Raw genomic sequence first — 20,064 nt, 5'->3', positions numbered from 1 at the left:
TCGACTGCACCGCATGGCCCCCCGTAACCGGCCCACGGAGGTTCAGGCCCGCATGAAGCTCACCGTCGTCGGATGCTCGGGCTCGTTCCCGTCCACGGAATCGGCCTGCTCGAGCTATCTGGTGGAGGCCGACGGCTATCGGATCCTCCTCGACATGGGCAATGGCGCCCTCGGCGAGCTGCAACGCCACATCGGTCTCTACGACCTCGACGCCGTGCTCCTGTCGCATCTGCACCCCGATCACTTCATCGACATGTGCGGCTACTTCGTCGCCCGCTACTACCGCCACGAGGGCGGCCGGGCCGACGCCATCCCGGTGTACGGCCCCGCGGACACCGAGCGGCGACTGGTCACCGCGTACGGGGACGTCCCCGACGAGGCGTGCATGAGCGAGGTCTTCGACTTCCGGACCTTCAACCCGGGAACGTTCACCCTGGGCCCGCTGACCATCCGCACGGCCCGGGTGAGCCACCCCGTGGAGGCGTACGCCTTCCGGGTCGAGCACGACGGCACGTCGCTGGTGTACTCGGGCGACACCGGCCCCTGCGAGGCCCTCCGCGAGCTGGCCCGGGGCACGGACCTGCTGCTGTGCGAGGCGTCCTTCACCCACGGCAAGGAGGACATCCCCGACCTCCACCTCAACGGCCGGGAGGCGGGCGAGGTCGCCGCCGGCGCCGGGGCGGGCCGGCTGGTCCTCACCCACATCCCGCCGTGGACGGACCCCCTCGCCAACCTCCGCGACGCGCGCTCGGTCTACGACGGCCCGGCGGAGCTGGCGCACGCGGGGGCGGTGTACGAGCTCTGATCCCCGTCGGTGATACGCCGAAGCCCCCGGAACACCTGACAGTTCCGGGGGCTTCGTGACGAGCGCTCGTCAGATCGTCACTTGACGTCCTCGAGCTGGGCCTCGGGCTCGCGGCCCGGGGTCGGGAGGTTGAACTTCGTGATCGCGAAGCGGAACACCACGTAGTACAGGGCGCCGAAGGCGAGGCCCACCAGGGCCAGCAGCCACGGCTTGGTGGCGATACCCAGGTTGAGCACGAAGTCGATGGCGCCGGCGGAGAAGCCGAAGCCGTCCTTCATGCCGAGCGCCCAGGTCAGGGCCAGCGAGACACCGGTGAGAACCGCGTGGATCGCGTAGAGGACCGGGGCGACGAACATGAAGGTGAACTCGATCGGCTCGGTCACGCCGGTGACGAACGCGGTGAGCGCGAGCGAGGTCATCATGCCGCCGACGACCTTGCGGTTCTCCGGGCGGGCGCAGTGGACGATCGCCAGGCAGGCTGCCGGGAGGGCGAACATCATGATCGGGAAGAAGCCGGTCATGAACTGTCCGGCGTTCGGGTCGCCGGCGAGGAAGCGGGCGATGTCGCCGTTCTTGCCGTGGAACTCGCCGGCCTGCAGCCAGGGGAAGGAGTTCAGCAGGTGGTGCATGCCGACCGGGATCAGGGCACGGTTGGCGACACCGAAGATGCCCGCGCCCACGGCGCCGGAGCCCACCAGCCACTCGCCGAAGTTGTGGAGACCCGCGCCGAGGACCGGCCAGATGAGGCCGAAGACGATGCCGATGAGCAGACCGGCGAAGGCCGAGAGGATCGGGACGAGGCGGCGGCCGCCGAAGAAGCCCAGCCAGTCAGGCAGCTTCTTGCGGCTGTAGCGCTGGAAGAGCAGGGCCACGACCAGACCCATGACGATGCCGCCGAGCACACCGGCGTCGACGGGCTTCTCCACCATCACGATCTTGTTGTCGACCACCGTGGCGACCTTGGGCAGGTTGCCGTCGGTGAAGGTGGCCAGCACCTTCTGGAAGACCAGGTAGCCGGTGACGGCGGCCAGGGCGGTGGAGCCGTCCGACTTCTTCGCGAAGCCGATGGCGACACCGACGGCGAAGAGCAGCGCCATGTTGCTCAGCAGCGCGTTGCCGCCGGCCGACATATAACCGGCGATCTTGATGATGAACTCGGGGAACGACTTCCGGCCGAGCATGTCGTCGTTGCCCAGGCGCACCAGCAGCGCGGCGGCCGGCAGGACGGCCACCGGCAGCATCAGGCTGCGACCGATACGCTGGGCGATCGCCATGGCGCCGGCGCCGAACTTCTTCTTCTGCTCCGGTGCGGCCTTTTCGGGCTTTTCAGCCTTCTCGGCCTTCCCGGCCTTTCCAGGCGCCTTCTTCGCCGCCTTGGCTGCCGTACTCATCGGATTCCTCCAGGTGAGGCGGGCGCTCGGGGGGAAGGGGGACGGCCCGCGATTTGGTCTACACCACTACTGGTTTAGACCTGTTGTAGCACGTGAGTCGGGCATAAAGGAATCCATCGTTCCAGGTGGCCTGGACCACAGACGTAAGGGTGGCGTGAGCGCTCAGCGCTGCGTCACGCCACCCTTACGGGACGTTGATTAACGCGGGGTTACCCGACGTTGTCCTTCTCGATCCGCTCCGCCACTTCCTCCGGCTCGCGGCCCGGCGTCGGCAGGTCGAAGAAGGTGATGGCGAACCGGAAGACCGCGTAATAGACGACGGCGAAACACAGCCCGATCGGGATGATCAGCCACGGCTTGGTCGCCAGTCCCCAGTTGATGACGTAGTCGATCAGGCCCGCCGAGAAGCTGAAGCCGTCGTGCACCCCCAGCCCCCAGGTGACCGCCATCGAGACGCCCGTCAGCACCGCGTGGACCACGTAGAGCGCCGGCGCGATAAAGAGGAACGAGTACTCGATCGGTTCGGTGATGCCCGTGACCAGCGACGTCAGGCCCACCGACAGCATCATGCCGCCCACCACCTTGCGGTGGTGCGGCCGGGCGCAGTGGGTGATCGCCAGGGCCGCCGCCGGCAGCGCGAACATCATGATCGGGAAGAAGCCCGAGGTGAACTGGCCCGCGTGCGGGTCGCCCGCCAGGAAGCGGTTGATGTCGCCGTGCACCACCGTGCCGTCCGGCTTGGTGAATGAACCGAACTGGAACCAGACGAACACGTTCAGGAACTGATGCAGGCCGATCACCAGCAGAGCCCGGTTGGCCACACCGAAGATGCCCGCACCCCACGAGCCCAGATCCGACAGCCACTGGCTGAAGCTCGTCAGACCGCGCCCCACCGGCGGCCAGATCCACAGACACAGCGCGGCGAAGACGATCGCCACGAACGCCATGATGATCGGCACCAGCCGGCGGCCGTTGAAGAACCCCAGCCAGTCCACCAGCCGCACCCGGTGAAAACGCTGCCAGAACCACGCCGCCAGCAGCCCCATCACGATCCCGCCGAACACCCCCGGGTTCTGGTACGTCGCCGGGCCCGCCGGCCCGGCCGTCCCCACGCACACCCCGCTCAGCAGCCCCAGCCCCGTGAACCGGCCCCCGCCCGGGCACGTCTCCGGGAACTGGTGCACCACCGCGTAGTAGACGAGGAAGCCCGTCACCGCCGCCAGCGCCGTCGAACCGTCCGCCTTCTTCGCCATCCCGATCGCCACACCCACCGCGAAGAGCAGCGGCAGCCCGAGCGAGGAGTCCAGCAGCGCCCCGCCCGCCCCGGCCATCACCTTGGCGACGTCCGTCCACCCCAGGCCGTCCTTGCCGAAGACGTCCGGCTGGCCGAGCCGGTTGAGGATGCCGGCCGCCGGCAGCACCGCGATGGGCAACTGGAGGCTGCGGCCCATCTTCTGCAGCCCCTGGAACAGCCCGTGCGACCACTTCTTCCGGGGCGCCGCCGCGGCGACCGAACTCATCTGCGTCCTCCGGCTGCTGGCATACTGGTGTAGACCACTTATGGGCGGTGAGGCCCCCGGAACGCAGTCCCGGGTGGTCGCCATCTTTCGTGAGATGGCGGACATACGCCCGCATAGTTGGGCTATACGTGGAATACCGTGTGAAAGCCGGTCGGCGAGATCGCCGAGGGGCCGAGACAACCAGGAGTGCACATGGCCAGCAAGGCTGAGAAGATCGTCGCCGGCCTCGGCGGCATCGAGAACATCGAGGAGATCGAGGGCTGCATCACCCGTCTCCGCACCGAGGTCATCGACCCCGAGCTCGTCGACGAGGCCGCGCTCAAGGCCGCCGGCGCCCACGGCGTCGTCAAGATGGGCACCGCCATCCAGGTCGTCATCGGCACCGACGCCGACCCGATCGCCGCCGACATCGAAGACATGATGTGAGCTGAGCCACGCGCTCTCCCCCGAGGGCCCTGTTTCCGGTTGCTCCCTCAACCGGAACAGGGCCCTCTGCCGTTGCGGATAGGCTCACCACCATGTCTCGCATCGACGGCCGTACCCCCGACCAGCTCCGCCCCGTGACCATCCAGCGCGGCTGGAGCAAGCACGCCGAAGGCTCCGTCCTCGTCTCCTTCGGCGACACCAAGGTCTTCTGCACCGCCAGCGTCACCGAAGGCGTCCCGCGCTGGCGCAAGGGCTCCGGCGAGGGCTGGGTCACCGCCGAATACGCGATGCTGCCCCGCTCCACCAACACCCGAGGTGACCGCGAATCCGTCCGCGGCAAGATCGGCGGCCGCACCCACGAGATCTCCCGCCTCATCGGCCGCTCCCTGCGCGCCGTCATCGACTTCAAGGCCCTCGGCGAGAACACCATCGTCCTCGACTGCGACGTCCTCCAGGCCGACGGCGGCACCCGCACCGCCGCCATCACCGGCGCGTACGTGGCGCTGGCCGACGCCATCACCTGGGCCCAGGGCAAGAAGATCATCAAGCACGGCCGCAAGCCGCTCACCGGCACCGTCTCCGCCGTCAGCGTCGGCATCGTCGACGGCGTCCCCCTCCTCGACCTCTGCTACGAGGAGGACGTCCGCGCCGAGACCGACATGAACGTCGTCTGCACCGGCGACGGCCGCTTCGTCGAGGTCCAGGGCACCGCCGAGGCCCAGCCCTTCGACCGCGACGAACTCAACAGCATCCTCGACCTCGCCGTCGCCGGCTGCGCCTCGCTCGACGCGGCCCAGCGCGAGGCCCTGGCCCGCACGCTGTAAGCGGGCCCGGCCGCCCGGGGCATCGCCGGAGCCCCCGGGATAATCGGCACCATGAAGCGCCTGATCCTCGCCACCCGCAACGCCAACAAGGTCACCGAGCTCCGCGCGATCCTCGCCGGCGCCGGCCTCGACGTCGAACTCGTCGGCGCCGACGCCTACCCCGAGATCCCGGACGTCAAGGAGACCGGCGTCACCTTCGCCGAGAACGCCCTCCTCAAGGCCCACGCCCTGGCCCAGGCCACCGGCCACCCCGCCGTCGCCGACGACTCCGGCCTCTGCGTCGACGTCCTCAACGGTGCCCCCGGCATCTTCTCCGCCCGCTGGGCGGGCCGCCACGGTGACGACAAGGCCAACCTGGACCTGCTCCTGGCCCAGCTCTCCGACATCGCGGAGGAGCACCGCGGCGCCCACTTCGCCTGCGCGGCGGCGCTCGCCCTGCCGGACGGCACCGAGCGCGTCGTCGAGGGCCGCCTGGAGGGCACGCTCCGCCACGAGCCGGCGGGCACGGGCGGCTTCGGCTACGACCCGATCCTCCAGCCGCTGGGCGAGACCCGCACGTGCGCGGAGCTGACGGCGGAGGAGAAGAACGCGATCAGCCACCGGGGGGAGGCGTTCCGGGGGCTGGTGCCGGTGGTGCGGGAGCTTTTGGGGTGAGACGGCGAGAGCCGCCGCCTTGGATTCCAAGGCGGCGGCTCGTCTATGCCTGTGGGCCCGGTGGGACTCGAACCCACGACACACCGGACCTAAACCGGCGCCCTCTTGGCCAGCTGGGGTACGGGCCCGTCGCGCCTACTGTACTGGGTCCCGTTCCGTGGTTGCGACGAGATCGACAGGCGGATGGACCGGGTCGAGAACGTGCTCGTCTGGCTGTGGCAGGACGGGCACAAGTACCGCAGATTCTTGATTCTGTTGTCCAGCCGGTCGCCGTTGATGTGGTCTATCTCCAGCACCAACCGCTTGCCGCGCCAGGTATCGCCAATGCCGCACTCCTGACATGTGTGGGCCACCCCGCTCTCATCCAGCGCCCGTCGCAGCAGAATCGTGCGGGTGCGGGGCGATCCTGCCTCCAGGCGCCGGAGAATCTCAGTCGCGGCTTTCCGGTTACGAGAGGCACGCCCGAGCTGGTGGCCCTGGCCGACGAAGTGGTCTGTGGATACCCCGTGCGCGGCAATGCTTCGTTTGACGAGGATCCGAGCGGATCCGCCGTTGGGCCGTCCCAGCGCGCGCAGCACCCCTGCGAGGCTGTACGACTTGGCGACAGCCGCCTCCAGATCGCTACGCGGGATCAGAGGCCTCTGGCCATTGCCGCGCCTGCCCTGGAAGTGGGATGTGTCGATCCCGAACGCCTCCAGTTTCCTCCAGATGTGGCTGTACGAGCTGTCGTACGGAGGTACGCCCATGTACTCGAGCATCTGCCGCACACAGTGACTGTGTGCGGCGGCCTCCTCCAAGACCTCTCTGGGATAGGACCGGCGCTCACGTTCGGGCAGCGGCTCGTCGACGAAGTGGGACGTCTCGACACCGTAGTGCGCCAGTCGATCGCGGAGGTACCTGCGGGGTCCGCTGCTGAGAGGAGTGTCAAGCCTGCGCATCATGTCGACGAGGCTGCTGGAGACAGCAGCAGTGCGCTGCAATAGGTCGCGCGAGTAACGGACGCGGCTCATGCCGCCGCCCGGCGCTTGCGTCCGCGATATGTGTCGGTGACGGAATGGCAGTTGGGGCAGAGCAGCTGAAGGTTTCCCGGCCGGTTGTCCCACCACTCGCCGTTGATGTGATCGACCTCCAGGCGCAGCGGCTTGCCATTCCACGTCGTGCCGGTGTCGCATTCCGCACACCGTTCCGGAACGCCTGCCCTCAGCAGCGCTTTGCGTAGCCGCTCCCCAGGGATTCTGCCGTCGGCTGGTGTACCCAGAACGAGTCGGCTCTCCGTGGGTACCTTCGGGCGCCTCGCCGGGCGTGCCGCGACGAAATGCGACGTGTCGATGCCGAGCGCGGCGATCCGCCGCCCGATGTGGGCCTGGTTGCCGCCCACCGGGTTGATGCCAATGCGGCGGACGACCTCTGCCACGCTGTTGGACAGCATGACGACTTCGCGCAGCCTCTCCTCGGTGTGGCGCACCCGGCCTGTGGTGAAGTGCGAGGTGTCGACGCCCGCCTCCGCCATCTTGCCGCGGATGTACGTCCGGCTCCCCGGTGTGGCCGTCCCGCCGCACCAGCGCACCGCATCGTCGTACGACGTCGTGGCCCGCGCCGCCTCGACGAGCAGCTCGTACGTGTACCTGACCGGCATGGTTCCCTCCCCACCCCGTGGCTCCCGGCGGGAAAAGGGCACGGCCGAAGGCCGTACCCCGTTCCCGTCGAGCGAGCCGCGAGGGCTGTGACTCGGACGGTTGCGTCCCTGGGTACGGCCACCGACCGGCGGCCTCGGATGGAGTAACGCACGAGAGCCGGATCGGTTACGTGACCGATCACCCCACACACGTCCGTACGGCCCGAAGGGAACGCGCGGGCGCATTTCTCCGTCAGTCAGAGCGGGGAAGGGGACAGGCCCGTGGACGAACAGCCGCCTGTGAGTGAGGAAGAGAGCCCGATGACCGACCGCACCGTGGCCCGCTGGGCGGGTTGGCGCAGCGTGGTGGCGATCCTGGTGGGGGTGGCCGTGCTGGTGACGGGTGGGGTGTGGCTGGAGAGCGCCACGGACCGGGCGAGCATGGTGGACGAGGCGCCGAAGACCGCGGCGGCGCAGCGGTCGGGGGCCGAGGGCTCGCAGGTGGAGGCCGAGGATTCGGCGGCGCGGGAGTTGCCGGGGGTGCGGGACTGCGGGATGGGCGAGCCGGTGCAGGAGCCGACGATCATCACGCTGGACTGTTCGACGTCGGGCCGGGTGGCCAGTGGTATCCGCTGGGACGCCTATACGGAGGACGGTGCGAACGGCAGCGGTGTGGTGCAGGTGTCGGGCGGGGCGTCGGGGGCGGCGGCGAAGTCGTTCCAGGCGAAGCTGCGGCTGTACGGGCCGAAGGAGGTCGACGGTTCGGTGGCGTTCACGGCGCTGGAGGTCGTTTATACGGGTGCCACCCCTTCCGGTGAGCACCGAGAGGTGCTCCCGATCGCGTGATGGGTATTCGTGGGCGGATCGCGTTCGCGATCTCTTTCGTCACCGCGCTGGCCGTGGTGGTCCTGGGTGTGGCCGTGCACCACATCTCGGGGCTGGAGCGGGACCGGCAGGCGAAGGCGTATCAGGACGGGCTGCTGAGTTCGGCGCTGCAGATCTATCAGCGGGACGGGACGCTGGCGCTGGGGGCGCAGCTGGACGATTCGACGTTGCCGTTCACGTTGTCGCAGGCGGTGGCGCGGGGTCAGTCGGGTACGTACATCAGCGGTGGTGAGGATCCGCGGGTGTGGGCGGCGACGGGGGTGGCCGGGGACCGGGTGCTGTCGATCTCGGCGTCGTACCCGGCGCGTGATCCGTTGCAGCGGGCGCTGGACAAGGCGCTGGTGGTGGCGGGTGCCGCGACGGTGGCGTTGATGGCCGTGGTGGCGTGGTTCGTGGCGCAGGGGTTGTCGCGGCGGTTGCGGTTGAGCGCGGCGGCGGCGCGGCGGATCGCGGCGGGGGAGACCCTGGACGCGGGGGCGCTGGGCGGTGGTGGCCGGGACGAGGTCGCGGAGCTGGGCCGGTCGGTGCATCAGATGGCGACGTCGTTGGCGGCGCGGGTGTCGGCGGAGCGGCAGTTCACGGCGGATGTGGCGCATGAGTTGCGGACGCCGGTGGCGGGGCTGGTGGCGTCGGCGGAGTTGTTGCCGCATCCGCGGGCGGTGGAGATGGTGCAGGAGCGGGCGCAGACGATGCGGGCGCTGGTGGAGGATCTGCTGGAGGTCTCGCGGCTGGACGCGGGGGTGGAGAGCGCGCAGCTGGACGCGGTGGAGCTGCCGTCGTTGGTGCGCGGGATCGTGAAGCGGGCGCGTGGCCAGCGGGGTGTGGACGACGTGGCGGTCGAGGTGGTCGGCGAGGGCCGGATCGTGGCGACGGACGCCCGTCGGGTGGAGCGGATCCTGGTGAACATCCTGGCCAACGCGGCCAAGCACGGCCGGCCGCCGATCGAGATCACCGTGGACGGGACGCGGATCGTGATCCGGGACCACGGGGACGGTTTTCCGCCGGGTCTGGTGGATCAGGGGCCGCGCCGGTTCCGTACGGCCGCGCCGGAGCGGGGCACGGGGCACGGCCTGGGGCTGACGATCGCGGTGGGGCAGGCGGCGGTGCTGGGTGCCCGGCTGGCGTTCGGTTCGGCGCCGGGTGGTGGCGCCCAGGCCGTCCTCGACCTGCCGGAGGCCGAGGACGTGCCGGAGGGCGATCGTCCGGTGTGCCGGGGCGCGCTGGCGCCGGGGGCTACAGCCCCAGGTCCTTGATGACCTTGGCGACGTGGCCGGTGGCCTTGACGTTGTAGAGGGCCCGTTCGACCTTGCCGTCCTCGTCGATGATGACGGTGGAGCGGATGACGCCGGTGACGGTCTTGCCGTAGAGCTTCTTCTCGCCGAACGCCCCGTAGGCCGTGAGGACCTCCTTGTCGGGGTCGCCGAGGAGGGTGACGCGCAGGTTCTCCTTCTCGCGGAACTTGGCGAGCTTCTCCGGCTTGTCGGGGGAGATCCCGATGACGTCGTAGCCGTGGCCGGCGAGGAAGTCGAGGTTGTCGGTGAAGTCGCAGGCCTGCTTGGTGCAGCCGGGGGTGAGTGCGGCGGGGTAGAAGTAGACGATGACCTTGCGGCCCTTGTGGTCGGCGAGCGACACCTGCTTGCCGTCCGCGTCGGGCAGGGTGAAGGCGGGGGCGGTGTCGCCGGTCGTAAGGCGCTCGCTCATGGCTCTCCTCGACAGATGGTGGTTATGGTCCCGAGGGTAGCCAGGTCACGGTTCGGGGGTGCCGCGGGGCGGTGGCCCCGGGGAGCTGACAGACTGTAGTCATCACTCTTCATCATTCTTATCGACATCGACGGGACGGAGGCAGCGCGGTGGCGGAAGCCAGGACCCCTGCGCAGATCGAGGCGGACATCGACCGCCGGCGGCAGGAGCTCGCCGTTGTGCTCGACGAGATCGGGGTGCGGATGCACCCGAGCACGATCATCGGGGACGCCCGGGCGAAGGTGACCTCGAAGGTGGACCATGTGGCGGGCCGGGCCTGTGTGGCGGCCAACCGGGTCGTCTCCGAGGTGCGCTCCCGTTTTGTCACCGAGGAGGGCGAGCCGCGTCTGGAGCGGATCGTTCCGGTGGCGTTGGTGGCCGTGGGTGTGATCGGTCTGCTGGTGTCGAAGCCGTCCCGCAAGCGCTAGCGCCGCCGGAAGGCCGCCGGAGTGGCCGGTTCGGGCCGGATGACCGCCCAGTGGCCTCGGTGCGGCCTTCGGGCGGGTACGGTCTTGGCGTGAGTACGAATACCACCCACGACAAGCTGCCCATTCGGATGCTCCACGACCGGGTTCTGGTCCGGACGGACATTCCCGAGGGCGAGCGCCGGTCCACCGGCGGGATCGTCATTCCGGCGACGGCGGCGGTGGGCCGCCGGCTGGCCTGGGCCGAGGTCGTCGCGGTCGGGCAGAGCGTGCGTACGGTGGAGCCGGGCGACCGGGTGCTGTACGACCCGGAGGACCGTGCCGAGGTCGAGGTCCGTGGGGTCGCCTATGTGCTGATGCGCGAGCGGGATCTCCACGCGGTGGCGGCGGAGCGGCTGGAGGGGTCCGAGGACTCCACGGGGCTGTATCTGTAGTTGCTACGCTCGTAGGCAACCCGACGAGACGCGCCGTACCGGGTCAGGACAAGACGACGCACCCCTGGAGAGTCGTTTTCACCGGAGGTGCCGTCATGGCATGGGTCCTGCTCGCTGTCGCCGGTCTGCTCGAGGTCGGCTGGTCGATCGGCATGAAGTACACCGAGGGTTTCACGCGGCTGTGGCCGAGCGTGTTCACGGTCGCGGGCATCGTCGCGAGCATGCTGCTGCTGTCACAGGCCGCGCGGACGCTGCCCATCGGCACGGCGTACGGCGTCTGGGTCGGCATCGGCGCGGCCGGGGCGGCGGTGCTCGGCATGCTGGTGCTGGGTGAGCCGGCGACCGCCGCCCGGATCTTCTTCATTTGTTTGTTGCTGGTGGCCGTGGTCGGTTTGAAGGCGACCTCCGGCCACTGACGGGCCCTGCTCGCTCACTCTCAGTACTCGTACCCCAGTAGGTCGCCGTGGCGGTCCGACTTGCCCTCGCCCGGTGGGCCGAAGGTCGGCGGGCCGGGCGGGGTCGGGAAGCCCGGCGGGGTCGGCGGGGGTACCGGGATCGTCGGCGGCAGGGTGGGCACCGGGATCGTCGGCGGGCCGGTCGGCGGGGCCGGGGACGGCGGGCCGGTGGTCGACGGGGGCGCGGTGGTCGGCTCGGGCTCCAGCGTCGGCGGGGTCGCGCCGTTCTCGAGCTCCAGGTCGAAGTCGGTGGCCTCGGTGCCCTCCAGGGCCTGCGCGGTATAGGCGCCCCAGATCTGCGCCGGGTAGCCGCCGCCGTTGACGCGGTCCTCGCCCGTGGCGCCGTAGAGCGGCTTCTGGTCGCCGGTGTCGGGGTCCTGGCCCATCACGGCGACGACGGTGGCGAGGTCGGGGGTGTAGCCGGCGAACCAGGCGGCCTTGTCCTCCTCGGCCGTGCCCGTCTTGCCGGCCGCCGGGCGGCCCGCCGACTGGGCGCGGCGCCCGGTGCCGGCCTCCACGACGCTCTGGAGGATGGACGTGGTGGTGTCGGCGGCCTCGCGGGAGACGGCCTGCCGGGTGTCCTCGCCGTCCGGGAGCTGGACCTCCTCGCCGCCCTTGGAGATCTTCTCGACGAGCGTGTAGGGGCCGTGCCGGCCGTGGTTGGCGAGGGTCGCGTAGGCCTGGGTCATGTCCAGGACGCTGGCGGTGGCGGGGCCCAGGGCGATGGAGGGCGTGGCGGTGAGGTCGGGGGTCTTCTCGGGGACGCCGAGGGCGACGGCGGTGTCCTTGACCTTGCCGGGGCCGACGTCCTGCGCCATCTGCGCGTAGACGGCGTTGACGGACAGGTCGGTGGCCCGGGTGACGGTGACGTGGGGGTAGGAGTAGCCGTCCTCGTTCTCGGGGGCGTAGCCGACGGGGCCGTTCGGACCCTGTACGGGGCGCTTGTTGGTGCCGTCGTAGACGGTGTTCGGCGTGATCGTCTGGCCGGCGAGGGTGGTGGCGTGGTTGTCGACGGCCGAGGTGAAGACGAACGGCTTGAAGGTGGAGCCGACCTGGTAGTCGCGGCGGGTGGCGTTGTTGACGTACTGCTTGGTGTAGTCGATGCCGCCGTAGAGGGCGACGACCTTGCCGGTCTTGGGGTCGATGGAGGCGCCGCCGGCGCGGACGTAGCGGTCGACCTTGCGGGTGTCGCTGAGTTCGCTCATCAGCTGGTCGCGGACGGCGGCGACGAAGGCGTCCTGCTTCTTCTTCTCGATGGTGGTGGTGATGCGGTAGCCGCCGGTGGCGAGGGTGTTCTCGTCGACGATCTTGTTGCTGGTGAGGTAGTCCTTGACGGCCTCGACGAGGTAGCCGCGCTGGCCGGACATGCTCAGGCGGGGCTTGGTCTTGCCGGGGGTGGGGAAGGTGGTCGCGGCCCGCTCGGCGGGGCTGAGCCACTTCTTCTTGACCATGCCGTCGAGGACGTAGCGCCAACGGGCCTCGGCACGCGGTCTGTTCTCGGGGTGGGCGCCGACGTCGTAGGCGCTGGGGGCGTTGAGGAGGGTGGCCAGGTAGGCGCCCTCGGCGGTGGTGAGTTTGTCCGAGTCCTTGCTGTAGTACGCCTGGGAGGCGGCCTGGATGCCGTAGGCGTTGCGCCCGAAGTAGCTGGTGTTGAGGTAGCCCTCGAGGATGTCGTTCTTACTCTCCTCGCGGTCCAGCTTGATGGCGATGAAGAATTCCTTCACCTTGCGGCTGATGGTCTGTTCCTGGCCCAGGTAGTAGTTCTTGACGTACTGCTGGGTGATGGTGGAGCCGGACTGCTTGCCCTTGCCGGTGACGGTGTTCCAGGCGGCGCGCAGCATGGCCTCGGGGTTGACGGCGGACTCGGAGTAGTAGTCGCGGTCCTCGGCGGCGAGGACGGCGTGCTGGACGTTTCTGGGGACCTTGCTGAGCGGCACGCTCTCGCGGTTGACCTCGCCGTCGCGGGCGAGCTGGGAGCCGTCGGAGTAGAGGAAGACGTTGCTCTCGGCGGTGGCGGCCTTGTTGGCCGGGGGATGTTCACGAGCATGTAGCCGGCGATCAGGCCGCCGACGATGATCAGCACGATCAGCAGGAAGCCGCCGAGGATCATCCGCCAGGTGGGTACGAGCCGGCGCCAGCCCGTCCGGCGGGGGCGCGCGGGCCGGCCGTTCCTGCCGGGGCCGTCGCCCGGCCCGGCGGGCGGTCCGGCGGGCGGCGCGCCGTGCGCCGGGCCCCTGGGGGCCCAGCCCGGCGGCGCGTGGCCGCGTCCGGCGGGACGCCGCTGTGACTGCTCGTCGCTCATGTCTTAGGGACTCCTCGGCCGCCGCCGGGGTTGTGCCGCCTCGGCGGAGGGGTGTCGTCTCGGGCGGGTCCGGACTGCGTCGTACGCCCCGGAGGACACTGTCGCATCATGCGTTCCGGCGGAAGGGCCCAGCGCACCGTTGGGAGGCCCGGAAGGGCCGTTCGGGCCAGTCCGACCACTCCATGGAGTGAAAATCCGTGGTTCCTGGACGTGGTGTGCGGCTAGGCTCCTGCGCTTCGGGGTGCGGCGGCCCGAAGCGTCCGGACCCGGATCGGGGACATGCGGCGACGTTCAACCGGGTTCAACGAGCGGGGGGTCGGCAGGATGCGGTTGTACGCGGCGGTCGCGGTCAGCGGCTTCCGGCGGCACGCCACCTACCGGGTGGCCACGGCCGCCGGGGTGTTCACCAACACCGTCTTCGGCTTCATCCTCGCGTACACCTACATCGCGCTGTGGAACGAGCGTCCCCACCTGGGCGGTTACGGCCGGGAGCAGGCGCTGACGTTCGTGTGGACGAGCCAGGCGCTGCTGGGCGCCGCGTGCCTGATCGGCGGGGGGTTCCAGGAGGAGTTGCAGGAGCGGATCCGTTCCGGGGACATCGCCGTGGACCTCTACCGGCCGGCCGATCTCCAGCTGTGGTGGCTGGCGAGCGACCTGGGCCGGGCCTTCTTCCAGCTGCTGGGGCGGGGCGTGGTCCCGCTGGCCGTGGGTGCGCTGTGCTTCGAACTGGCGTTGCCGGGCCTGTCCTTGACCTGGGCGGCCTTTCTGCTGTCGGTGCTCCTGGGGCTGCTGGTGAGCTTCGGGCTGCGGTATCTGGTGGGGCTGTGCGCCTTCTGGCTGCTGGACGGGGCGGGGGTCAACATGGCGTTCGCCCTGCTGAGCATGTTCTTCTCCGGGACGCTGCTGCCGCTCAACGTCTTCCCGGGCGTCTTCGGCGAGGTCGCGCGGGTGCTGCCGTGGTCGGCGATGCTGCAGGTGCCGGTGGACGTCCTGCTGGAGCGGCGGACCGGCGCGGGGCTGGCGGCGGCGCTGGGGTTCCAGGCGGCGTGGGCGGTGGCGCTGCTGCTGGCGGGGCGGGCGCTCCAGACGGCGGCCACCCGGAAGGTGGTGGTCCAGGGTGGCTGAGGCGGGGGCGTACGCGCGGGGGCTCTCCCACGCCCGGGACGGGGTGCGCGCCTATGGGCTCGTCGTGCGGATGTGGGTGCGCTCGACGATGGCGTACCGCGTGTCGTTCGTGATGATGACGGTCGGCAACTTCGCGGCGACGGCCCTGGACTTCGTCGCGATCGCGTTCATGTTCTCCCACATCGACGCGCTCGGCGGGTTCACGCTGCCGGAAGTGGCCTTCCTCTACGGCACGACGAGCACGTCCTTCGGGCTCGCGGATCTCGTCCTGGGCAATCTGGACCGGGTCGGGCGGCGGGTGCGCGACGGGACGATGGACACGCTGCTGACGCGCCCCGCGCCGGTTCTGGCACAGGTGGCCGCCGATCAGTTCGCGCTGCGCCGGCTGGGCCGGGTGACGCAGGGCGGGCTGTTGCTGGGGTGGTCGCTGTCGCGGCTGGACGTGGCGTGGACGCCGGTGACGGTGCTGCTCGTGCCGGTGATGCTGGTGAGCGGTGCGGTGATCTTCGGGGCGCTGTTCGTGGCGGGCGCGGCGTTCCAGTTCCGGGCGGTCGACGCGGCCGAGGTGCAGAACGCGTTCACCTACGGCGGGACGACGCTGCTGCAGTACCCGCCGTCGGTGTTCGCCAGGGACCTGGTGCGCGGGGTGACGTTCGTGGTGCCGCTGGCCTTCGTCAACTGGCTGCCGGCGCTGAGGGTGCTGGGGCGGGACGATCCGCTGGGGCTGCCGGGCTGGGTGGACTTCGCGTCGCCGCTGGTGGCGCTGGTGTGCTGGGTGATTGCGGGGCTGGCCTGGCGGGTGGGGCTCAGGGGCTATCGGAGTACGGGGAGTTGACGGACGCGATGGATGATCTGATCCTTCTGGAAGGCGTCGAGAAGGTCTTCGACGTACGCCGCCGGGCGGGGCTCCTGCGGCGGGAGCGGCATCAGGTGCGCGCGGTGGACGGCATCGGCTTCCGCGTCCCGCGCGGGGAGATGGTCGGCTACATCGGGCCGAACGGCGCGGGCAAGTCCACCACGATCAAGATGCTGACGGGCATCCTGACGCCCAGCGCGGGCCGGCTGCGGGTCGCGGGCATCGACCCCTCCCGGGACCGCTCGCGGCTGGCGCGCCGGATCGGGGTCGTCTTCGGGCAGCGCACCACGCTGTGGTGGGACCTGCCGCTGCGGGATTCCTACGGCCTGGTGCGCCGCATGTACCGCGTTCCCGACGCCCGTTACCGGGCCAATCTGGAGCGCTGTGTGGAGCTCCTGGACCTCGGGGAGCTGCTGGACGTGCCGGTGCGGCAGCTGTCGCTGGGGCAGCGGATGCGCGGGGACATCGCGGCGGCCCTGCTCCACGACCCCGAGGTGCTCTACCTCGACGAGCCGACCATCGGGCTGGACGTGGTGAGCAAGGCCAAGGTGCGGGAGTTCCTGCGGGATGTGAACGCCGAGCGCGGGATGACGGTGCTGCTGACGACCCATGACCTGACCGACATCGAGCAGCTGTGCAAGCGGGTGATGGTCATCGACCACGGCCGGCTGGTCTACGACGGCGGGCTGGACGGCCTCCACGCGAAGGGTGAGAGCGAGCGGACGCTCGTCGTCGACCTGGAGCGGGAGTTCCCGCCCATCACGGGCGTCCCCGGGGCCCGGGTGGTGCGGGTCGAGGGGCCGCGCCAGTGGCTGGCGTTCGCCGCCACCCACAGCGCGGCGCCGGTCGTGGCGGCGGTGGCCGAGCGCTATCCGCTGGTGGACCTGTCGGTGCGGGAACCGGACATCGAGCAGGTCATCGCCACGATGTACGCGGATCGCTCCGCGCTGTAGCGGGCGCGGGCGGCCGGTGGCCGCACGCGCGCTGTGGTCATCCGCCCGGGGCATCTAATCTGTCCGCCATGATGAGCGAACTTCCTGAGATGCGGGCCTCCGACGCGGAGCGCGAACGGATCGCCGAGGTCCTGCGCGAGGCCGTCGCCGAGGGCCGGCTGACCATGGAGGAGTTCGAGGAGCGCCTGGACGCCGCCTACAAGGCCCGTACCCACGCCGAGCTGACGCCGCTGGTGCGGGATCTGCCGGTGGCCCCGGACGCCGGGCGGGCGGCCGTCGCGCCGGTGCCGGCGGGCGGGGGCGGCTGGGCCGAGCGCGTGGGCGGGTCCGCCACGTCCACCTGGGCGATGGCGATCTGGGGCGGCTTCAGCCGGGCGGGCGGCTGGACCGTGGGGCGGCGCTTCACCGCCTTCACCATGTGGGGCGGCGGGAAGATCGACCTGCGCGAGGCCCGCTTCGAGGACCGCGAGGTCGTCATCCGGTGCTTCGCCCTCATGGGCGGCATGGCCGTCGTCGTGCCCCCGGACCTCGACGTGGAGGTGCGCGGCATCGGCATCATGGGCGGCTTCGGGGACAGGGCGACCGGGGCCGGCACGCCCGGCTCTCCCAAGGTGCGGATCACCGGCCTGGCGCTGTGGGGCGGCGTCGGGGTCGAGCGCAAGGCGACCCGGGCCGAACGGGAACGGCTGCGCGAGCGGAAGCGGCTGGAGTGGGACGACCGCCGGCACGGCGAGGGCAAGAGCCTCGGGTAGCAGCCGTCCGGGAGGTCACAGCGCCGCCCTGACCTCCCCCTTGAGCACGCCGAGGTCCAGCGCCCGGGCCATCACCAGATAACCGGCGTCGTTCGGGTGGAGGTGGTCCCCGCAGTCGTACACCGGGAGGAGCCGCTGCGGGTCGGCCGGGTCGCGCAGCACCCGGTCGAAGTCGACGACGTCGTCGAAGACGCGCCCCGAGCGGATCTCGGCGTTGAGCCCCCGCCGGACGAGCTCCTGGTCCGGCCCGGTGCCCGTCCGCCCGCCGAAGGGCGACAGCGTCGCGCCCGTCACCCGCAGCCCGCGCTCGTGCGCCCGCTCGACCAGCGTCCGCAGGCCCGCCGCGATGCGCGCGGAATCGGTCTGGCGGGGGAGGCGCAGGATGTCGTTGACGCCGAGCTCGACGACGACGGCGCGCACGCCCGTACGGGAGAGCACGTCGCGGTCGAAGCGGTCCAGGGCGCTGGGATTGTTCACGGCGGAGGAGCCCATTCCGCCGAGGAGGACGCGATTGCCGCTGATGCCCTCGTTGAGGACGCCCAGGCGCGGGGCGCCGTGCTCGGTGCGCAGCCGGTCGGCGAGGTAGTCGGTCCAGCGGTGGTCGGCGCCGATGGTGGCGGAGACGCCGTCGGTGATGGAGTCGCCGAGGGCCACCACCGCGCCCGTGGCCTCGGTGGTCCAGACGTCGACGGCGGTCACATAGCGCCAGTACAGGCTCTTCGCGGTGAACGCGGCGCCGCCCGCGTCCTGCGTCCGGTCGCCGGCGGCGAGGTAGGAGATCTGCCGGGCGTGCGGGTGGATCGTCACGGGGCCGGCCGGGCGGGAGACGTAGGTGCTGATCAGCAGGTCGGTGGGGGCGGTGACGACGAGGCGGACGGGGTCGCTGTAGGTCGCCCGCCCGGCCGGGACGGTCACCGACCGCTCCCCGCCGAAGGTCAGTTCCCGCATGCCGTCCGGCGCGGCCGCCGGGCCGCCGGGGGTCGCGGCGAGGGCGAGCGAGGCGTGGTCGACGGTCAGCGGGGCGCCGCCGAAGAGGTTGGAGAGCTGGACGCGGGCCATGCCGCCGCCGAGCGTGGTGTGCACGACGTTGCGGATGGAGCGGCCGGGATAGCCGCGCTCCGTGCCCGGCTCGGCGGCGGCCGGGGACGCCGACCAGGCGCCGATCCAGCGCCCGGCGGCGGCCGGCGCGGCCGGGCGCGGGGACCGCAGCGCCTGGCCGGCCGGGCCGTCCGCCCCGCCCACGCCGGTGAATATCGCCACGGAGGCGGCCACGACCAGGGCCAGCAGCGCGGCCAGCAGGGTGTGGGCCGCGCCACGGGACAGGGGCGGACCGTTCATCGCGGACAACTCCCGGGGACACATCGACGGCGGGCGACGGCCGGACGCGGGGAACGACGCGGGGAACTCTTCGTCCGTTCCCCGAGTACGTCGGGTAGGGACAATGCACAGCGAGGACAGTCGGAACGGGTGGTGCGGATGAAACGGTTCCATGAAGAGGAGCCGGCTGCCGCCGGGGGCGGCGCGAATGCCGCCGATGGAGTGATGCTGCCCGAACCGGCGGCCGGATTCACCTACAGCGCGGCCGACGAGGAGAAACGGCGCGGCGTGCGCCGGATGAAGGCCCTCGCGACGGGGCTGCTGCTGACCGTGGCCCTGGTGTACGCCCTCGCGAAGTGGGCGCAGGCCGGCGGGGCGGGCGGCTGGGCCGGGTACGTGGCGGCGGCCGCCGAGGCCGGCATGGTCGGCGCGCTGGCCGACTGGTTCGCGGTCACCGCGCTCTTCCGGAGGCCCATGGGCCTGCCCATTCCCCACACCGCGATCATCCCCACGAAGAAGGACCAGCTGGGGCAGAGCCTGGGCGAGTTCGTCGGCGAGAACTTCCTGTCCGGCGGCGTGGTGCGGATGCGGCTGCGGGCCGTCGGCATCGGCTCCCGGCTCGGTGCCTGGCTGTCCGATCCCGCGCACGCCGACCGGGTCACCGCCGAGCTGGCCACGGCCCTGCGCGGCGCCCTGACCGTGCTGCGCGACTCCGACGTCCAGGCGGTCGTCGGCGAGGCCATCACCCGGCGCGCGGACGCCGTGGAGATCGCCCCCGGCATCGGCGCGACCCTGGAGAAGGTCGTCGCCGACGGCGGTCACCACCGGGTCGTCGACCTGGTGTGCGTACGGGCCCACGACTGGCTCGTCACCCACAGCGACTCCGTCATGTCCGCCGTCACGGGCGGCGCCCCCGGCTGGACGCCGCGCTTCGTCGACCGCAAGGTCGGCGAACGCGTCTACAAGGAGCTGCTGCGCTTCGTCACGGAGATGCGCGACATGCCGGACCACCCGGCGCGCGGCGCGGTCGACCGCTTCCTGACGGACTTCGCCCGCGACCTCCAGTCCGACGAGGACACCCGGGCCCGGGTGGAGCGGCTGAAGTCCGAGGTGCTGGGGCGCGGCGAGGTCCAGGACGTGATCGCCTCGGTCTGGTCCTCGGTCCGCGCGATGATCGTCGCCGCCGCCGAGGACGAGCGCAGCGAGCTGCGGCTGCGCACCCGCGCCTCGATCCTCTCGCTGGGCGCCCGGATGACGGAGGACGAGCGGCTGCGCCGGAAGGTCGACGGCTGGCTGGAGGACGCGGCCGTCTATGTGGTGACGACCTATCGGGACGAGATCACCGCCCTGATCACGGAGACGGTGGCGGGCTGGGACGCGGAGCAGACCTCCCGCAAGATCGAGGCCCACATCGGCCGGGACCTCCAGTTCATCCGCATCAACGGCACGGTGGTGGGCGCCCTGGCGGGCCTGCTGATCTACACGGCGTCCCGGCTGCTGGGGGCGTGAGCCCCGGGACGCGAGCCCTGGGACGCACGCCCCGGGGCGCGCACCCTGGCATGTGAGCCCCCACCCCCTAGGGTCG

20 protein-coding genes, 1 tRNA gene, 1 pseudogene and 1 riboswitch are annotated in these 20,064 nt (G+C 71.0%); of the genes and pseudogenes, 14 read left to right on the top strand and 8 right to left on the bottom strand.

The window, feature by feature from the left end; translation table 11 throughout:
• Positions 1-52 precede the first annotated feature (52 nt).
• Positions 53-805, top strand: a complete 753-nt coding sequence (locus tag EKH77_RS11615; RefSeq protein ID WP_126914322.1) for an MBL fold metallo-hydrolase — start codon at positions 53-55, stop codon at positions 803-805.
• A gap of 77 nt (positions 806-882) precedes the next feature.
• On the opposite strand, the gene EKH77_RS11610 is transcribed toward EKH77_RS11615, so the two are convergent.
• Positions 883-2,079: a PTS transporter subunit EIIC gene (locus tag EKH77_RS11610; RefSeq protein ID WP_206280015.1), complete on the bottom strand. Its 1,197-nt coding sequence runs from the start codon at positions 2,077-2,079 to the stop codon at positions 883-885.
• A 326-nt stretch (positions 2,080-2,405) separates the two neighbouring features.
• Positions 2,406-3,716 carry a PTS transporter subunit EIIC gene (locus EKH77_RS11605; RefSeq protein ID WP_126914320.1) on the bottom strand — a complete coding sequence of 437 codons (1,311 nt, stop codon included), beginning with the start codon at positions 3,714-3,716 and terminating at the stop codon, positions 2,406-2,408.
• A 192-nt stretch (positions 3,717-3,908) separates the two neighbouring features.
• On the opposite strand from EKH77_RS11605, the gene EKH77_RS11600 reads away from it, so the two are divergent.
• From EKH77_RS11600 to rdgB, 3 genes are all read left to right on the top strand, one after another.
• Positions 3,909-4,142 (top strand): glucose PTS transporter subunit EIIB, encoded by a 234-nt coding sequence (locus EKH77_RS11600; RefSeq protein WP_126914319.1) that lies wholly within the window; start codon positions 3,909-3,911, stop codon positions 4,140-4,142.
• Positions 4,143-4,234: 92 nt separating this feature from the next.
• The gene (gene rph / locus EKH77_RS11595; RefSeq protein ID WP_126914318.1) at positions 4,235-4,966 is read left to right on the top strand and encodes a ribonuclease PH; all 732 of its coding nucleotides are present in this window, start codon (positions 4,235-4,237) and stop codon (positions 4,964-4,966) included.
• A 51-nt stretch (positions 4,967-5,017) separates the two neighbouring features.
• Positions 5,018-5,620, top strand: a complete 603-nt coding sequence (gene rdgB / locus EKH77_RS11590; protein WP_126914317.1) for an RdgB/HAM1 family non-canonical purine NTP pyrophosphatase — start codon at positions 5,018-5,020, stop codon at positions 5,618-5,620.
• Between the two features lie 52 nt (positions 5,621-5,672).
• Here the strand turns inward: rdgB and EKH77_RS11585 are convergent.
• The 3 genes from EKH77_RS11585 to EKH77_RS11575 form a co-directional block, all read right to left on the bottom strand.
• A tRNA-Leu gene (locus tag EKH77_RS11585) sits at positions 5,673-5,748 on the bottom strand.
• Positions 5,710-6,366, bottom strand: coding sequence for an HNH endonuclease (locus tag EKH77_RS11580; RefSeq protein WP_240667727.1), 657 nt, complete (start codon positions 6,364-6,366; stop codon positions 5,710-5,712). Before EKH77_RS11580 ends, EKH77_RS11585 begins: the two co-directional genes overlap by 39 nt.
• Positions 6,367-6,626: 260 nt before the next feature.
• The gene (locus tag EKH77_RS11575) at positions 6,627-7,256 is read right to left on the bottom strand and encodes an HNH endonuclease (RefSeq protein WP_126914316.1); all 630 of its coding nucleotides are present in this window, start codon (positions 7,254-7,256) and stop codon (positions 6,627-6,629) included.
• Positions 7,257-7,556: 300 nt separating this feature from the next.
• On the opposite strand from EKH77_RS11575, the gene EKH77_RS11570 reads away from it, so the two are divergent.
• Both EKH77_RS11570 and EKH77_RS34320 read left to right on the top strand, forming a co-directional pair.
• Positions 7,557-8,081 carry a hypothetical protein gene (locus EKH77_RS11570; protein WP_126914315.1) on the top strand — a complete coding sequence of 175 codons (525 nt, stop codon included), beginning with the start codon at positions 7,557-7,559 and terminating at the stop codon, positions 8,079-8,081.
• Positions 8,081-9,373, top strand: a complete 1,293-nt coding sequence (locus EKH77_RS34320; RefSeq protein ID WP_126918019.1) for a sensor histidine kinase — start codon at positions 8,081-8,083, stop codon at positions 9,371-9,373. Before EKH77_RS11570 ends, EKH77_RS34320 begins: the two co-directional genes overlap by 1 nt.
• On the opposite strand, the gene bcp is transcribed toward EKH77_RS34320, so the two are convergent.
• Complete coding sequence (bcp, locus tag EKH77_RS11560; protein ID WP_126914314.1) at positions 9,354-9,821, bottom strand: thioredoxin-dependent thiol peroxidase; 468 nt, start codon at positions 9,819-9,821, stop codon at positions 9,354-9,356. The two genes, EKH77_RS34320 and bcp, sit on opposite strands and share 20 nt — an antisense overlap.
• Before the next feature lie 149 nt (positions 9,822-9,970).
• Here bcp and EKH77_RS11555 point away from each other — a divergent pair, with 149 nt between their 5' ends.
• The 3 genes from EKH77_RS11555 (at position 9,971) to EKH77_RS11545 (ending at position 11,135) form a co-directional block, all read left to right on the top strand.
• A complete protein-coding gene (locus EKH77_RS11555) occupies positions 9,971-10,288 on the top strand; it encodes a DUF3618 domain-containing protein (protein ID WP_126914313.1) in 318 nt (105 codons plus the stop codon).
• A 128-nt stretch (positions 10,289-10,416) separates the two neighbouring features.
• Positions 10,417-10,719 carry a GroES family chaperonin gene (locus EKH77_RS11550; protein ID WP_048831771.1) on the top strand — a complete coding sequence of 101 codons (303 nt, stop codon included), beginning with the start codon at positions 10,417-10,419 and terminating at the stop codon, positions 10,717-10,719.
• A riboswitch (guanidine-III (ykkC-III) riboswitch) is annotated at positions 10,717-10,782 on the top strand. It overlaps the preceding gene by 3 nt.
• Before the next feature lie 32 nt (positions 10,783-10,814).
• Complete coding sequence (locus EKH77_RS11545; protein ID WP_126914312.1) at positions 10,815-11,135, top strand: DMT family transporter; 321 nt, start codon at positions 10,815-10,817, stop codon at positions 11,133-11,135.
• 20 nt (positions 11,136-11,155) lie between these two features.
• Here the strand turns inward: EKH77_RS11545 and EKH77_RS11540 are convergent.
• Positions 11,156-13,476, bottom strand: a pseudogene (locus EKH77_RS11540) (transglycosylase domain-containing protein).
• Positions 13,477-13,800: 324 nt separating this feature from the next.
• On the opposite strand from EKH77_RS11540, the gene EKH77_RS11535 reads away from it, so the two are divergent.
• The 4 genes from EKH77_RS11535 to EKH77_RS11520 all read left to right on the top strand — a co-directional run bounded on the left by EKH77_RS11535 (position 13,801) and on the right by EKH77_RS11520 (position 17,162).
• The gene (locus EKH77_RS11535) at positions 13,801-14,601 is read left to right on the top strand and encodes an ABC transporter permease (RefSeq protein ID WP_126918018.1); all 801 of its coding nucleotides are present in this window, start codon (positions 13,801-13,803) and stop codon (positions 14,599-14,601) included.
• Between the two features lie 70 nt (positions 14,602-14,671).
• Positions 14,672-15,436, top strand: coding sequence for an ABC transporter permease (locus tag EKH77_RS11530; protein ID WP_126918017.1), 765 nt, complete (start codon positions 14,672-14,674; stop codon positions 15,434-15,436).
• An 8-nt stretch (positions 15,437-15,444) separates the two neighbouring features.
• Entirely contained in the window at positions 15,445-16,410 is a 966-nt protein-coding gene (locus EKH77_RS11525) for an ABC transporter ATP-binding protein (protein ID WP_126914311.1), read from the top strand.
• A 68-nt stretch (positions 16,411-16,478) separates the two neighbouring features.
• Positions 16,479-17,162 (top strand): DUF1707 SHOCT-like domain-containing protein, encoded by a 684-nt coding sequence (locus tag EKH77_RS11520; RefSeq protein WP_126914310.1) that lies wholly within the window; start codon positions 16,479-16,481, stop codon positions 17,160-17,162.
• A 15-nt stretch (positions 17,163-17,177) separates the two neighbouring features.
• Here EKH77_RS11520 and EKH77_RS11515 read toward each other — a convergent pair whose 3' ends face one another.
• Positions 17,178-18,500 (bottom strand): SGNH/GDSL hydrolase family protein, encoded by a 1,323-nt coding sequence (locus EKH77_RS11515; protein WP_206279842.1) that lies wholly within the window; start codon positions 18,498-18,500, stop codon positions 17,178-17,180.
• A gap of 138 nt (positions 18,501-18,638) precedes the next feature.
• Between EKH77_RS11515 and EKH77_RS11510 the strand changes: the two genes are divergently transcribed.
• Positions 18,639-19,988, top strand: a complete 1,350-nt coding sequence (locus EKH77_RS11510) for a DUF445 domain-containing protein (protein WP_126914309.1) — start codon at positions 18,639-18,641, stop codon at positions 19,986-19,988.
• The last annotated feature ends 76 nt before the right edge of the window (positions 19,989-20,064 follow it).

The organism is Streptomyces luteoverticillatus (assembly GCF_003970715.1).
GTDB lineage: Bacteria > Actinomycetota > Actinomycetes > Streptomycetales > Streptomycetaceae > Streptomyces > Streptomyces abikoensis.
This window is presented reverse-complemented; position numbering and strand designations above follow the sequence as displayed.